12 protein-coding genes and 1 other RNA gene are annotated in these 14225 nt (G+C 53.4%); 9 read left to right on the forward strand and 4 right to left on the reverse strand.

The features are described from left to right. Window positions 1–65: 65 nt before the first annotated feature. Window positions 66–173: antisense sRNA RprA (rprA, locus tag ACE3MN_RS10970), an RNA gene on the reverse strand. A 213-nt stretch (window positions 174–386) separates the two neighbouring features. Further along, window positions 387–1508 carry an AI-2E family transporter YdiK gene (gene ydiK / locus ACE3MN_RS10975; protein ID WP_024357891.1) on the reverse strand — a complete coding sequence of 374 codons (1122 nt, stop codon included), beginning with the start codon at window positions 1506–1508 and terminating at the stop codon, window positions 387–389. Window positions 1509–1711: 203 nt separating this feature from the next. Here ydiK and ACE3MN_RS10980 point away from each other — a divergent pair, with 203 nt between their 5' ends. The 3 genes from ACE3MN_RS10980 (at window position 1712) to ACE3MN_RS10990 (ending at window position 5759) form a co-directional block, all read left to right on the forward strand. Then, window positions 1712–4768, forward strand: coding sequence for an FAD-binding and (Fe-S)-binding domain-containing protein (locus tag ACE3MN_RS10980; protein WP_049088738.1), 3057 nt, complete (start codon window positions 1712–1714; stop codon window positions 4766–4768). Further along, window positions 4765–5175, forward strand: a complete 411-nt coding sequence (menI, locus tag ACE3MN_RS10985) for a 1,4-dihydroxy-2-naphthoyl-CoA hydrolase (protein ID WP_004132130.1) — start codon at window positions 4765–4767, stop codon at window positions 5173–5175. The genes ACE3MN_RS10980 and menI overlap by 4 nt, the downstream gene beginning before the upstream one ends. Window positions 5176–5510: 335 nt before the next feature. Next, on the forward strand, window positions 5511–5759 hold the full coding sequence (locus ACE3MN_RS10990) for a GlsB/YeaQ/YmgE family stress response membrane protein (protein ID WP_004102935.1): 249 nt from the start codon (window positions 5511–5513) through the stop codon (window positions 5757–5759). A 516-nt stretch (window positions 5760–6275) separates the two neighbouring features. On the opposite strand, the gene ACE3MN_RS10995 is transcribed toward ACE3MN_RS10990, so the two are convergent. Next, entirely contained in the window at window positions 6276–6905 is a 630-nt protein-coding gene (locus tag ACE3MN_RS10995) for a helix-turn-helix domain-containing protein (RefSeq protein ID WP_004132907.1), read from the reverse strand. Window positions 6906–6984: 79 nt separating this feature from the next. Continuing rightward, window positions 6985–7644, reverse strand: coding sequence for a winged helix-turn-helix transcriptional regulator (locus tag ACE3MN_RS11000; protein ID WP_004132909.1), 660 nt, complete (start codon window positions 7642–7644; stop codon window positions 6985–6987). A gap of 432 nt (window positions 7645–8076) precedes the next feature. Between ACE3MN_RS11000 and ACE3MN_RS11005 the strand changes: the two genes are divergently transcribed. The 6 genes from ACE3MN_RS11005 to sufA all read left to right on the forward strand — a co-directional run bounded on the left by ACE3MN_RS11005 (window position 8077) and on the right by sufA (window position 14225). After that, window positions 8077–8607 (forward strand): fimbrial protein, encoded by a 531-nt coding sequence (locus ACE3MN_RS11005; protein ID WP_004132911.1) that lies wholly within the window; start codon window positions 8077–8079, stop codon window positions 8605–8607. A gap of 58 nt (window positions 8608–8665) precedes the next feature. Next, complete coding sequence (locus ACE3MN_RS11010) at window positions 8666–9343, forward strand: molecular chaperone (RefSeq protein ID WP_049088737.1); 678 nt, start codon at window positions 8666–8668, stop codon at window positions 9341–9343. A gap of 44 nt (window positions 9344–9387) precedes the next feature. Next, window positions 9388–11931: a fimbria/pilus outer membrane usher protein gene (locus tag ACE3MN_RS11015; protein ID WP_102649710.1), complete on the forward strand. Its 2544-nt coding sequence runs from the start codon at window positions 9388–9390 to the stop codon at window positions 11929–11931. 2 nt (window positions 11932–11933) lie between these two features. After that, window positions 11934–12881: a fimbrial protein gene (locus ACE3MN_RS11020; protein WP_049130945.1), complete on the forward strand. Its 948-nt coding sequence runs from the start codon at window positions 11934–11936 to the stop codon at window positions 12879–12881. 11 nt (window positions 12882–12892) lie between these two features. Continuing rightward, window positions 12893–13405: a fimbrial protein gene (locus tag ACE3MN_RS11025; protein ID WP_064342829.1), complete on the forward strand. Its 513-nt coding sequence runs from the start codon at window positions 12893–12895 to the stop codon at window positions 13403–13405. Window positions 13406–13847: 442 nt separating this feature from the next. After that, a complete protein-coding gene (gene sufA, locus ACE3MN_RS11030) occupies window positions 13848–14225 on the forward strand; it encodes a Fe-S cluster assembly scaffold SufA (protein WP_004119171.1) in 378 nt (125 codons plus the stop codon).

Raw genomic sequence — 14225 nt, forward strand, 5'->3', positions numbered from 1 at the left:
CTCGCTAAAAAGACCATCCCCGTCAGCAGTGGCGGGGATTTTTTTTGGGGGGGAGCAGAAAACGGACAAAAAAAAGCCCATCGTGGGAGATGGGCAAAGACTACACACAGCAATTCGTTGTTTCACTCAGGGGATTTCCATGCTTATAAATCAATATGTTGATTTATAACCGTGAGCTAATACTAGGCACTGAGGCTTTTTGCGTCGATCGGATTCCTCTCAATAGTTAAATTAAGGTAAAGAATCTGTGCAGCAAAAAGGGTTAGCAGGCAGAGGAATGCGGGATGCGGTGAGAGATAGATTAGTATTTCTTAATATTTTAGATTGTCCCGCTCGATGGTTATCACGGGCGTAATGGGGAAAGGCGGGTTTCCCCGCCTTTTCGCTTACTTACCCTGCGAGGCTCGCGTATTCAGCTCGCTCAGTTCTTCAAGCACCAGATCGGGGTCTTTCGGCGGCGGCGGCGCTTCGTTAACCCACGCATCGTACAGCCGCCAGGAGACCGCCAGCAGTACCGGACCGATAAACAGTCCTATCATGCCGAACGCCACCAGGCCGCCGATAACGCCGGAAAGAATCAGAATCATCGGCAGGTCGGCGCCCATGCGAATCAGCAGCGGACGAATAAAGTTATCCATGGTGCCGACGACGCAGCTCCAGACCAGCAGCACGGTGCCCCAGGTGGTATCGCCGCTCCAGTACAGCCAGATAATTGACGGTACCAGGACCAGCAGGGGTCCCAGCTGTACGAGGCAGGTGAAGATCATCACCACGGTGAGCAGCGCGGCGTAGGGCACGCCGCTGACCGCAAGGCCAATACCGCCAAGCACCGCCTGGGCCAGCGCGGTAACGACCACCCCCAGCGCTACGGCGCGAATCGCCTGTCCGGCGAGGATCACCGCCGCGTCGCCGCGTTTGGACGCCAGGCGGGTGGCAAAATGACGGAAGCCATAGGCGACCTGTTCGCCGCGCCAGTACAGCAGGGCGCTGAACAGCAGCATCAGTCCGCAATAGACCAGCAGCTTGCCGATATGCGCCGCCTGGCCGACAAACCACGTGGTGGTGGTGCCAAGATAGGGGCGAATTTTGACCATAATCGCCGTTCCCCCCATCTCCAGTAAGTTATGCCAGCCGGTATACAGCTTATCGCCGATTAGCGGAACGCTATTTAGCCACGCCAGGTCCGGCGGCGTAAAGTTGCCGCTGGTAATCACTTTTATTAATGGCGTGCTGTTATCGACCAGGCTATTGACCAGCAACGCGATGGGGATAACGAACAGTAAAAAGAGCAGTAGCGTCATCACCAGCACCGCCAGGGCGCGCTTGCCGAACAGCAGGCGCTGCAGGCGCAAAAGTACCGGCCAGGTGGCGATAACCACGGTACCGGCCCAGGCGAATGACAGGATAAAAGGCTGCACGACCCACAGACAGGAAATAATAATCAGGGACAAAAACAGCACCGACAGCAGAACTTGCGGTATGTCCCGGGGCTGATTGGGGTTAATCATAGTGAAGTTTTACCTTTGCAGTCGCGTCAAAAGGCTGACGCAGCGTAATTCCATGTACTGATAATAATATCAATATGTTCGCGCGCCTGATTTTGCCCTTAATTCTGGCGGGCGCATATGAAAAAAATGTGATAAAAAGTTGAGGGCACTACGCAAACGTTTAATCACTTACAACACAACATAGTCAGGCAGGGTCGAGCGTCATGATCCCACAGATTTCTCAAGCGCCAGGTGTCGTTCAACTGGTGCTGAATTTTTTGCAGGTACTGGAGCAACAAGGTTTTACCGGGGATACCGCCACCAGCTATGCCGACAGGCTAACGATGGCGACTGATAACAGTGTATATCAACTGTTGCCGGATGCGATTATATTCCCTCGTTCCACGGCGGACGTGGCTCTGCTGGCCAGGCTGGCGGCGGAAGAACGTTTTAAATCACTGATCTTTACCCCGCGCGGGGGCGGTACCGGCACCAACGGTCAGGCGCTGAACGCCGGGATCATCGTCGATATGTCCCGCTATATGAACCGCATTATAGAAATCAACCCGGAAGAAGGGTGGGTGCGGGTGGAAGCCGGGGTCATTAAAGACCAGCTTAATAAATTCCTTAAGCCATACGGTTACTTTTTCGCGCCGGAGCTGTCGACCAGCAACCGCGCCACGCTTGGCGGGATGATCAACACCGATGCTTCCGGGCAGGGCTCGCTGGTCTACGGCAAAACGTCCGACCACGTGCTGGGGGTGCGCTCGGTGCTGATCGGCGGCGACATTCTTGATACCCAGCCGATTCCGGTAGCGTTGGCGGAAACGCTAAGCGCTCAGCAGTCGGCTATCGGGCGTATTTACCGCACTGTCTATCAGCGCTGCAAAGCGCAGCGCCAGCTGGTTATCGATAAATTTCCCAAACTCAACCGCTTCCTCACGGGCTACGATCTGCGCCACGTCTTTAATGACGAGATGAGCGAATTCGATCTCACCCGCATTCTGACCGGTTCCGAAGGGACGCTGGCGTTTATCACCGAAGCGCGGCTGGATATCACCCGTTTGCCGAAAGTGCGTCGACTGGTCAACGTGAAGTACGACTCCTTTAACTCCGCGCTGCGTAACGCGCCGTTTATGGTTGAAGCCAGGGCGCTCTCGGTCGAAACCGTCGACTCGAAAGTGCTTAATCTGGCGCGCGAAGATATCGTCTGGCATTCGGTCAGCGAGCTCATTACCGACGTGGCGGATAAAGAGATGCTGGGGCTGAATATCGTCGAATTCGCCGGTGACGACGTCGAGCTGATTGATAGCCAGGTGACGGCGCTGTGCCAGCGTCTGGATGAGTTGATATCGCGCAACGAAGCGGGCGTCATCGGCTGGCAGGTTTGTCACGATCTCGACGGCGTGGAGCGCATCTATGCGATGCGTAAAAAAGCGGTCGGCCTGCTGGGTAATGCCAAAGGGGCCGCCAAGCCGATACCGTTCGCCGAAGATACCTGCGTGCCGCCGGAGCATCTGGCCGACTATATTGCGGAATTTCGCGCGCTGCTCGACGGCCACGGGCTGAGCTACGGCATGTTTGGCCATGTGGATGCCGGCGTGCTGCACGTGCGTCCGGCGCTGGATATGTGCGATCCTCAGCAGGAGATGCTGATGAAGCGGATCTCCGATGACGTCGTAGCGTTAACCGCTAAGTATGGCGGCCTGCTGTGGGGGGAACACGGGAAAGGCTTCCGCGCCGAATATAGTCCGGCGTTCTTTGGCGAAGCGTTATTTGGCGAGTTGCGCAAGATTAAAGCCGCCTTTGACCCGGATAACCGCCTTAACCCGGGTAAAATCTGCCCGCCTGAAGGCGTTGACGCGCCGATGATGAAGGTGGATGCGGTTAAGCGCGGCACATTCGATCGGCAGATTCCCATCGCTGTGCGCAGCTCATGGCGCGGGGCGATGGAGTGTAACGGCAACGGCCTGTGCTTCAACTTTGATGCCAAAAGCCCGATGTGTCCGTCGATGAAGGTCAGCAATCACCGTATCCACTCGCCGAAAGGCCGGGCTACGTTGGTGCGCGAATGGCTGCGGCTGCTGGCGGACCGCGGTATCGACCCCAATCAACTGGAAAAAGATCTGCCGGAAAAGCGCGCCAGCCTGCGTACCCTGGTGGAACGTACCCGCAATAGCTGGCACGCGCGGAAGGGAGAGTACGATTTCTCTCATGAGGTTAAGGAGGCGATGTCCGGCTGTTTGGCCTGTAAAGCCTGCTCGACCCAATGCCCGATTAAAATTGACGTCCCGGAGTTTCGTTCGCGTTTTCTCCAGCTTTACCACAGCCGCTATTTGCGCCCGGTCCGCGACCATCTGGTGGCGACGGTTGAATCCTACGCGCCGCTGATGGCGCATGCGCCGAAGACCTTTAACTTCTTTATTAACCAGCCGTGGATGCGCAAGCTGTCGGAAAAGCATATCGGTATGGTCGATCTCCCGCTGCTCTCCGTGCCGTCGCTGAAGCAGCAGATGGTTGGCCACCGTTCGGCGAATACCACGCTGGAGCAGTTGGAAGAACTGAGCGCAGAGCAGAAAGCGAAAATGGTGCTGGTAGTTCAGGATCCGTTTACCAGCTACTACGATGCGCAGGTGGTCGCCGATTTTGTTCGCCTGGTTGAGAAGGTGGGCTACCAACCGGTATTGCTGCCGTTTTCGCCAAACGGTAAGGCGCAGCATATTAAGGGCTTCCTGACGCGATTCGCGCGCACCGCGCAGAAAACCGCCGATTTCCTTAACCGGGTGGCCGAGCTCGGCATGCCGATGGTGGGGGTCGATCCGGCGCTGGTGCTCTGCTACCGCGATGAATATAACCAGGTCCTCGGCGACAAGCGCGGCGATTTCCGCGTCATGCTGGTGCACGAGTGGCTGCCTCAGGCGCTGTCGGAAACCGCGGCCCAGGATAAAGGCGGCGAGTCGTGGTATCTGTTTGGCCACTGTACCGAGGTGACGGCGCTTCCCGCGTCCACCCGGCAGTGGGCGGATATCTTCGCCCGCTTTGGCGCGAAGCTGGAAAACGTTAGCGTGGGCTGCTGCGGCATGGCAGGTACCTACGGTCATGAAGTGAAGAACCACGCCAACTCGCTGGCGATCTACGCGCTCTCGTGGCAGCAGGCGATGGAGCGGTTGCCGCGCAATCGCTGCCTGGTCACCGGCTACTCCTGTCGTAGCCAGGTGAAGCGTATTGAAGGCAGCGGCGTACGCCACCCGCTGCAGGCGCTACTGGAGATTATGGGATGATTTGGAAACGTCACAGCACCCTGGAACAGCTGAACGCGATGGGCGAGGGGAACATGGTCGGTCTGCTGGATATCCGCTTCGAGGCGATAACCGACGACGCCATCATTGCCACCATGCCGGTAGATAGCCGCACCCATCAGCCGTTTGGCTTGCTGCACGGCGGCGCGTCGGTGGTTTTAGCGGAAACGTTAGGTTCGGTCGCGGGCTATCTGTGCAGCGAAGGCGAGCAGAAGGTGGTGGGGCTGGAGGTGAACGCCAACCACATTCGTTCGGTGCGCAGCGGCAGGGTTCGCGGCGTGTGCCGGGCGCTGCACGTTGGCGCCCGTCACCAGGTGTGGCAAATCGAAATCTCTGATCAACAGGGGCGCCTTTGCTGTTCGTCACGGCTAACCACCGCCGTGATCTAAGTTAACCAGGGGGGATTCCCCCCTTACAGCTTTTGTATCCCCGGAACAACTATCATCGAAACGCCCGGACGTTTTTACTAAGCCTCATTGCGTTGCCACTTCAACTATTCATACGAAAATTCCAGGTATATCTCCGTTCCGCGCAAGTTTAATAGCCCGCGGCGCGATGCCTACGCGTGCTGCTTATTTGGCCGCCACGCTCGCAGGGCGTAGACCATTATCTCTCCGGTGGCAAGTATATAAATATCAAATATAAATTTCTCAAACATCACTAATAATTATGCTAATCTTTTATATACCAGAGATTTACAAGTAACGAGAGGATGGAGTTAGCTATGGGTATCATTTCATGGATCATTTTTGGCCTTATTGCCGGTATTTTAGCCAAGTGGATTATGCCGGGGAAAGACGGTGGCGGATTTATCGTTACCGTAATTCTCGGTGTCATCGGTGCAGTTGTCGGGGGTTGGATTAGTACTTTCTTCGGCTTTGGCCGTGTAGATGGTTTTAATTTCGGCAGCTTTGTCGTGGCGGTGATTGGCGCGCTGGTGGTCCTGTTTATCTACAGGAAGATCAGGAGCTAATTCGCGCACCGTATCAGCTATGCCATAAAGTGAAGAGGCTGCCGCCATTGTCGGCAGCCTTTTTAATATCCTGCCAATGCCTGTCCGGGCAATATCGCCTCTCTGAATCCTTGACCCAATATGCGCTCACCGGCCCGGTACGACGTCGGCCAGGGCCTGTTCCTTTATCAATATAAAGATCTGTCCGGCGACGGCGAGGCTCACGGATTTTTCGAGGGAAGAGGTTAATCGAGCAAAACGCTAATAATTAACAATACGACCATACACATCGACATGACATCTGTTTCTATTTCCATAATTCAGTACTACACAGGTTCCCGAACGGTCGCCGTTGCGACATTGCGTTAAAAGATGAAGGAAATTTAGCAGCGCATTCTACATGAGCCAGCCAGCAGTGAATAAATCTTTATTTTTGTGAAACGACAATACTTATAATGAAAACGAATAGAATTCGTTTCATGAATGCATTGGGCTGGCGACCGGATTGAGAGAAGAGCGCACGCTCAATCCTGTTAATCAGTACTTAGCAGGAAGCTTGTTGATTTTTATCAGTTTTCCCTCTTCCATTTCGATGAAGCCGCCGGTTTTTAGATCGGCCAGAATGCGCATAACGCCGCTACGGGAAAGCTGGGTTTTCTCCCGGATATAACGTTCAGCCGTCACGCTGTGCCGATAATCCGCTTCTTCCTCCATTAGCCTGAGCAACTGCTGGCGAATCATCTCGTAGGCCGTTGGCGCCCCCTGGGGCATGACGTTGTGATAGAGGCGGTTATAGACAAACATCAGCTGTTTAGAAAGTAATCCCCATAGCGCCTTCTCTTTAATAATTTCCTCGACGCGATCGGTGGTAAGAACGCCAATCAGGCACGGCGTGACGGTTTTAAAATAATCATTGAAGTAAATGTCCGTCAGGTTAGCGAGGCCGAAAATCGCGGGGCTGCGCGAAGTGGAAAGCATCATATCGTCACTTCTGCGGTATAACGCTATTGTCCCTTCAAGAATGAGATAACACATCCCTTGACCCTTCACCTGAAGGTCAAATCGCTCACCACGCCCTGTACTGTACGGAGTGCAGTATGGCTGTAAATGAGAAATAAACTCCTGTGCGTAAGGTGAGCCGCGAAATGCTTGCTTTGCCGATGACATAGTCAGAAATTCCTGAAGAGGATCGGACTTATTATAACCTTGCGCTTATCTCTTGCCACCCCCGCAGTTAATGGCACAATCAGTATTTCCGCGGTAGGTGGTGGATGTCGATCAGTACGCCGCGTTCCATCGTTATGTATTTACCCGTTCTTAGCTCCGCCAGAATGCGCATCACGCCGCTGCGGGAAAGATAGGTTCGGCTTTTGATATAGGCCGCCGCGGTGGTATTTTTCCTGATAGCTTCGGGCTCTTGCATTAATTCAACAAGTTGAAAGCGGATGATATCGTAGGCCGACATTTGCGATATCTGGGCGCAATGTTCATAGACCCGTGATGCGGTATAGATCAGCAGCTTTGAAAAATGCTCCCATAGATTTTGCTGCGCCACCACGCGATTAAAACAGTCCAGCGAAACGGCCGCGATTTCCGATGTTTCCAGAACTCTGACATACAGGCGTTCGGAGGAAAACTGGCTACATACGCCGAGAAGAAAGGGCGATGACTCGGAGTTTAAAACAATACCATCGCCACGACGATGCAAAGCAACGCTGCCGTGGATAAGTAAAAAACACTGCCGAACTTCATTATCGTAATAATGGACGATATCGCCTTTTGATACAATTCGCCTCTCGGCATGCGGCAGAATATTATCGATTAACCTTTCAATGTGCTTAAAGGGTTTTATACTCAGAACCTCAGCAGGCTCATTGCAGAGTTCAGGAATAATTCGCGTATTCATAAGATACCTCACTAACTTATGCGATCGTTTTTTGATCGATGTTGGGAATTATCTTAAAAAACATCATTTCAGGGAATGTTTACGTCAGGTCTATTAATAGACCGATCATGAATTTTCTCTTAACTAATTGATTTAATTGTTTTTGTGTTTTGGTCCAAAAATAGACTGGGAGACGTTTGATTAAGGAGTTCCTTAATTTAATTGTTTTATTTTTGTTAACTTTGAGTCTACGGGTAGACCGCGAAATAGATTGTGTGCTGAAAAATAGTTGTATAAATTTTGTCTCGTCGGCAGGGGTAATCCGGTTTGAATAAAGCGTTTCAGTGGTGAGTGATATACCACTGGTTCCCGGCAATATATTAAAGCAATGGCAAGATGCGGACATTAAGTATTTTGCCTGAATGTCAATAAAGTAAAACAGGATATGGCGTTATGAAAAAGACAATTGTTATTGCTATGCTTGCAGCAGGTTCTGCATTATCTATGAGTCATGCTTTCGCAGCAGCGGGTACCGTTAATTTTAATGGCAATATTTTGGATGCCGCCTGCGACGTCGATGTCGCGTCTAAAAATCAGGTCGTGGTGTTGGGCGATTATTATAAAACTGAATTCCCGGCAGCCGGTTCCAGAACCGCCGCGACGAAATTCGATATTATTTTGAAAAACTGTCCGGCAACTGTTATCAATGCCAAAGTGCGCTTCGATGGAACCCCCGATTTAAGCAATTCCAGCCTGCTGGCAATTGATTCGTCGGTTCCTGGCGCTGCCACCGGCGTCGCAATTAACCTAATGACGGCGGATAAAGCCGACCTGCCTCTGCACGGCAGCAACGGTTATTCTTATACTCTCAGCAGCACCGCTGATAATACGCTGAATTTTTATGCTCAGTATCAATCGACTAATGCGGCGGTGGTCGCCGGTCCAGCTAACTCGGTCGCTAACTTCTCCGTAGTTTATAACTAAGTTTTTTGCAGTAATCAGTAGGGGGCCGGCCCGGCCCCTTTGTTTTAAGAGGTATACAATGCGTTTTATCAGAACATTTGGCCTGGCGATGACAATATTAACGCTGATGCAGGCGAGCGCTATCGCCGGAGTTATTATTGGCGGCACGCGGATCATTTTCGATGGTGCGAAAAAAGAATCCTCCATCAGCGTTAATAATCCTGACACGACGCCTTATTTAATTCAATCATGGATAGATGAGCGAGACGGGGGGTCTGGTAAAACGCCTTTTATTATTACGCCTCCGCTGTACCGTCTGGATAGCGGACAAAAAAATATTGAACGAATTGTCGCGACAGGTTCACTGCCTCAAACGCAAGAAAGCTTGTTCTGGGTGAATATTAAAGCAATTCCCTCGGCATCAAAGCAGATGAACTCCCTGCAAATTGCCGTGAAAACGCGGATCAAACTGATTTACCGACCCGTCACTCTTCGTGGGTCAACGCCGGAAGAACAGGCGAATAAGCTCACCTGGCAAAGAAGCGGCGATGAACTTCAGGTGAATAACCCAACGCCTTACGTCATTAACTTCAATGAAATTAGCGTGGGCGGGAAAGCGCTGGCGCAGGTGTCGTATGTTTTGCCTGCTTCGACAGCCCGGTTCCCATTGCCGGAGGGGGCCGCCGGTAATGCCCTGACATTTAAAATCATTAATGACTATGGTAGCCCCGGAGCATCACATCAAGCCAATTTGTAACCCCTGAACACATGGCCCGTCCTGCGTTAAATAGGTTAATAGCGATGTCAATAAAAAATAATAAATTGCGACCTGCGCGTCTGGCGACGCTTATCGCCTTCGCGTTTACCGGTATTTCACAGGGGCTGTATGCCAGTGATTCGTTTAATACGGCGCTGGTAGAACTGGATAACCCCGGGGTGGGCAAAGCGGATTTATCGGCTTTCGAGTCTGGCTCCCAGGCGCCGGGAACATACCACGTGGATATTATTCTTGATGACCAGCTAATGGATACCCGGGATATTCCATTTGCGATGGCAAAGACCGCTGACGGTAGTGAAGCATTACAGCCCTGTTTGAGCATTGAACTCTTAAAACAGTGGGGCGTGAAAACCGATCTTTTTCCCCAGTTGGCGGTAGAAGAAAGTGATTGCGCCAATCTCCAGGCGATTCCGCAGGCCAGCGCCGATTTTCAGTTTGGCGCCCAGCGGCTGGTCATCAGCATTCCCCAGGCGGCGATCGACCTGCCGGCAAGGGGCTATGTGCCGCCGGAAATGTGGGATGAGGGGATTACTGCGGCCATGCTCAATTACAGCCTGAGCGGAGCAAACAATTGGGCGAAAACGGGTCAAGGCGCCAGCAGCGACAGCCAGTATGCGAACCTGCGTCCGGGTATCAATATCGGGCCGTGGCGTTTTCGCAACTACACCACCTGGTCACGGGAATCCTCCGGCCAGGATAAATGGGATACCGTGTATACCTACGCACAGCGCGCCATTATTCCGCTGAAAGGCCAGCTTACCGTCGGGGACAGCTCCGCGCCTGCCGATGTGTTTGACAGTATGCCGTTTCGCGGTGGCCAGCTGGCGTCAGATGACGATATGTTACCGGATTCTCTTAAGGGCTATGCGCCCGTGGTGCGCGGTATTGCTCGAACCAATGCGCAGGTCGTGGTGCGCCAGAACGGCTATCAGATCTACCAAAGCTACGTTGCGCCGGGGGCGTTTGAGATTAGGGATATGTATCCCACCGGCGGCGCGGGCGACCTCGACGTGACGATTAAAGAAGCCGATGGCAGCGAACAGCACTTCACACTGCCCTACGCCTCGCTGCCGGTATTGCAGCGGGAAGGGCGCTTAAAATACGCCATCACCGGCGGGCAATACCGCTCCTATAACAGCAGCGTGGATAAGACCCCTTTCGGGCAAGCCACCGCAATTTATGGTCTGCAGCACGGCATTACCCTCTATGGCGGCCTGCAAGAGTCAAGCAAATACCAGTCGCTTGCCTTTGGCGTGGGCAAAAATATGGGAGCGTTAGGCGCTATCTCCGCCGACGTTACTCAGGGCTGGTCAACGCCGGATAAAACGGAAAAATCACAGGGCCAATCCTGGCGAGCGCGTTATAGCAAAAACTTCGCCGGGACCGGGACCCACTTTTCCATTGCGGGCTACCGCTATTCGACCAGCGGCTATTACGGGATGCAGGAAGTCCTCGATTCATATGGCGACAGCAGCGCGCTGCAGGAGCGCAGGCGCAACCGCGCGGAGCTGACGATGAGCCAGACGCTGAGTCGTGAGCTGGGGTCGCTTACCCTCAGCGCGGCGCGGGAAGACTACTGGAATTCCGCCAGGTCGATGGCTTCCTGGAGCGTCGGATACAACAACTACTGGCGCAATATTAGCTACGGCCTGACCTGGACGTACAGCAAAAATGGCAGCGCTGCGTCATACGACGGCGGGCGCGGGCGAAACAGCGACCATGACCAGCAGTTGGCGTTTAACGTCAGCGTACCGCTGGAGAAATTCCTCCCGCAAACGTGGGCCAGCTATGGCATGAACGCCAGCAAGAATAACGGAACGACGCACAACATCGGCATCAACGGCGTCGCGCTGGAAAACAACTCGCTGAACTGGAACGTACAGCAGGGTTACGGTACGAATGGCGTGGGTTACATCGGCAATATGAACGGTGACTATAAAGCCACGTACGGCGAAGTGACGGCGGGCTATAGCTACGACAGAAATAGCGAGCGGCTTAATTATGGTCTGCAGGGCGGCGTTATCGCCCACGCCGACGGCATCACGCTTTCTCAACCGCTCGGTGAAACCAACGTCTTAATCAAAGCTCCCGGCGCGTACGGCGTGAATATTCGCAATCAACCCGGCGCGCGCACCGACTACCGGGGATATACGGTGGTCAGCAATATTTCCGTCTATCGGAAAAACGACCTGACGCTCGACCCGCAAAGTATGCCTGATGATGTCGAGCTGGAGATCAACACCGATACGGTCACGCCGACGCGAGGCGCGGTGGTGAGGGCCGATTACCTTGCAAAAGTGGGGCGCCGGGTACTCATGACCTTAACGGACAATAACCACTTTGTGCCGTTTGGCGCCGTGGTGACGCTTGCTGATGGTAATCAAAGCAGCTTTATCGTCGGCGATCGCGGCCAGGTTTTTTTAAGCGGAATGCCCGAACAGGGGGCGATAGTCGCAACATGGGGCCGCCAGTCCAGCCAACAGTGCCGTGCTGATTTCAGCCTGCCGAAACAATCAACCTACGCTGGAATAACCGAAGTTAGCGCCAGTTGTCATCAGGAACGTTAAAAATGAGATTGATTTATTCTGTTATTTTGCTCGGCTTAATGGCCGGATGGAATAGCGCGCGTGCCGGAACCTGCACGACAATTATCCCGCAGCTCTCCACGCTGTCTGTGGGAACCCTTACCGTACAGCGTGATGCGCCGGTCGGAACGGTTATTTTTTCTCGTAACGCGACGATAACCAGCTCTTATTTAACCGGATGCACCAACCCATTAATGCTTGGGTTTAGCATGCGCTACCTTAGCGCGACGCCGAGTAGCTACGGTAATCATGTTTACGCCACCAATGTCGCGGGGATTGGTATTCGCTTCTCTTCCGGGAATTACTTTGAAAACCCGAGTAATACCTTTTCTTATGAAGCGCAGTCCTCCTACGTGGAGTGGTGGGGCGGTAAAATTGAGCTGGTGGTCACCGGCCAGGTGTCGTCGGGCGCATTAACGCCGGGAACGATCGGCGTGGTGACGCTACAGGGCAGCGACGGCGTCTACCGTGACGGCCTGACCACCAAACTCACCGATGGGACCATTAACGCGCTGGCCTGCAATATCACGACGTCTCAGCTGACCTTCCCGATTGGCGATATTTCAGCGGCAACGTTCGGCTCGGCCGTCGGCACCACGCCTGCGGGCGCGCAGAATACGCAGAATCTGGGATTAAGCTGCAGCGCCGGAACCAATATTAATGTATCGCTGAGCGGCGTACAGCATCCGGACGTTGCCGATACCAGCGTCATGGCATTAACGGGGCAGGGCAGCGCCGGGACGGCAAAAGGCGTGGGAGTCCAGCTTTTATATAACGGCGCTCCGTTGGCTATCAATAGCCCGCTGTTATTAAAACGCTCTGCGGGCGGCCAGGAAACGCTGCCGTTGACGGCCCGTTATTACCAGACCTTAACGTCCGTTGAGTCAGGCTCGGCAAACGCGACCGCCACGCTGAATTTGACGTACCAGTAACAGGTGAAAAAATGAAAATACCCCACAAAAAAATGCTTCTTCTGGCTTTTCTGTGCTGGAAAGCGTTTTCTGCCGACAGCGTGAGCGTAGGCGTAACGGGAAATATTGTTGCCTCGCCCTGTATATTTAATGGCGGAAATAGCAACCTCAATGTCAATCTTGGCGATATTCAGGCAACAAATATGGTTACGCCAGGGTCATCCTCCGACCCGGTGGCCTTTAATTTGCTGTTTACCAACTGCCCGGCGGGAACGCGCAGCGTAACGACCTCCTTCACCGGAAACCCGGATCCGGTTGCCGGCCCTGACTATTATATGAATAGCGGTACCGCAACAAACGTGGCGATCGCGATGAGCGAAGCGGGCAGCGGCGCGCTAAAGGGGACGGGTTCCAGTATTATGCGCAACATCGCGGCAGACAGAACCGCCACCCTGGCCATGCAGGCCTCGGTTAAATCGATGTCAGGGGGCGCGACGCCCGGCAGCGTGAGTGCCGTTGTGGTCATGACGCTACAGTACAATTAAACCGGCAACCGTGTCAGCGCGACGCCGGTTACGTATTTTTTTATGGAATCGTCGTGACGCTGCGTCGTTCTATTCCCGCCGTTAGTCAGGCCTTTTCGGCCTCATAGCCGGTAAAGCTCCCACTTTTCTACCCGTAATAGGCGACGGTAAGTCTGTTGCCTTCCACGGCGGGTTGTATGCAAGGCAAATCATCTATCTCAAAAATAGGTATTTTCGATGCATATTTTAATTTTCCAGCAACTTCTGCCTTCCACCCCATGAAATACATTATTAATCAAAGTATTGAACAATTTATTCCATCTCCGATATCTCTCCTGTCAGGGTCTATGCTTATAAAAAGAGCCTGATGGGGGAATACCCCTTCTTCGGATGGGTTGAAGTGATAATCATTATCACTAACATAGCGGTATGTCCCGATGGCGTCAACCTATGAGGTAGAGCGATGAATTCACATGCAGGAACTTTCAATCCCGAAGATTTTAGCTGGCGTGGGCTGGTCATGACTCCAGCCGCCGCCGCCCATATTCGCGATCTGGTCCGCAAACAGCCTGATATGCAGGGGCTGCGCCTGGGGGTTAAAACCAGCGGCTGCGCCGGTTTTGGCTACGTTCTCGAATTAATCGCTGAACCGGCGAAAGACGACCTGCTCTTTGAGCGCGACGGCGCGAAGCTATGGGCGCCGCTGCAGGCCATGCCGTTTATTGATGGCACCGAACTCGATTACGTTCGCGAAGGCTTAAATCAAATCTTCAAATTCCATAATCCAAAAGCCCAGCACGAATGCGGCTGCGGCGAAAGTTTTGGCGTTCAGGCGGAGTAA

This window comes from Klebsiella grimontii, assembly GCF_042137965.1.
Classification (GTDB): domain Bacteria; phylum Pseudomonadota; class Gammaproteobacteria; order Enterobacterales; family Enterobacteriaceae; genus Klebsiella; species Klebsiella grimontii.

Excerpts from the sequence above, each read along its gene's own strand:
- ydiK (WP_024357891.1), bottom strand. The coding sequence starts at position 1,508 with ATGATTAACCCCAATCAGCCCCGGGACATACCGCAAGTTCTGCTGTCG.
- ACE3MN_RS10980 (WP_049088738.1), top strand. The coding sequence starts at position 1,712 with ATGATCCCACAGATTTCTCAAGCGCCAGGTGTCGTTCAACTGGTGCTG.
- menI (WP_004132130.1), top strand. The coding sequence starts at position 4,765 with ATGATTTGGAAACGTCACAGCACCCTGGAACAGCTGAACGCGATGGGC.
- ACE3MN_RS10990 (WP_004102935.1), top strand. The coding sequence starts at position 5,511 with ATGGGTATCATTTCATGGATCATTTTTGGCCTTATTGCCGGTATTTTA.
- ACE3MN_RS10995 (WP_004132907.1), bottom strand. The coding sequence starts at position 6,905 with ATGTCATCGGCAAAGCAAGCATTTCGCGGCTCACCTTACGCACAGGAG.
- ACE3MN_RS11000 (WP_004132909.1), bottom strand. The coding sequence starts at position 7,644 with ATGAATACGCGAATTATTCCTGAACTCTGCAATGAGCCTGCTGAGGTT.
- ACE3MN_RS11005 (WP_004132911.1), top strand. The coding sequence starts at position 8,077 with ATGAAAAAGACAATTGTTATTGCTATGCTTGCAGCAGGTTCTGCATTA.
- ACE3MN_RS11010 (WP_049088737.1), top strand. The coding sequence starts at position 8,666 with ATGCGTTTTATCAGAACATTTGGCCTGGCGATGACAATATTAACGCTG.
- ACE3MN_RS11015 (WP_102649710.1), top strand. The coding sequence starts at position 9,388 with ATGTCAATAAAAAATAATAAATTGCGACCTGCGCGTCTGGCGACGCTT.
- ACE3MN_RS11020 (WP_049130945.1), top strand. The coding sequence starts at position 11,934 with ATGAGATTGATTTATTCTGTTATTTTGCTCGGCTTAATGGCCGGATGG.
- ACE3MN_RS11025 (WP_064342829.1), top strand. The coding sequence starts at position 12,893 with ATGAAAATACCCCACAAAAAAATGCTTCTTCTGGCTTTTCTGTGCTGG.
- sufA (WP_004119171.1), top strand. The coding sequence starts at position 13,848 with ATGAATTCACATGCAGGAACTTTCAATCCCGAAGATTTTAGCTGGCGT.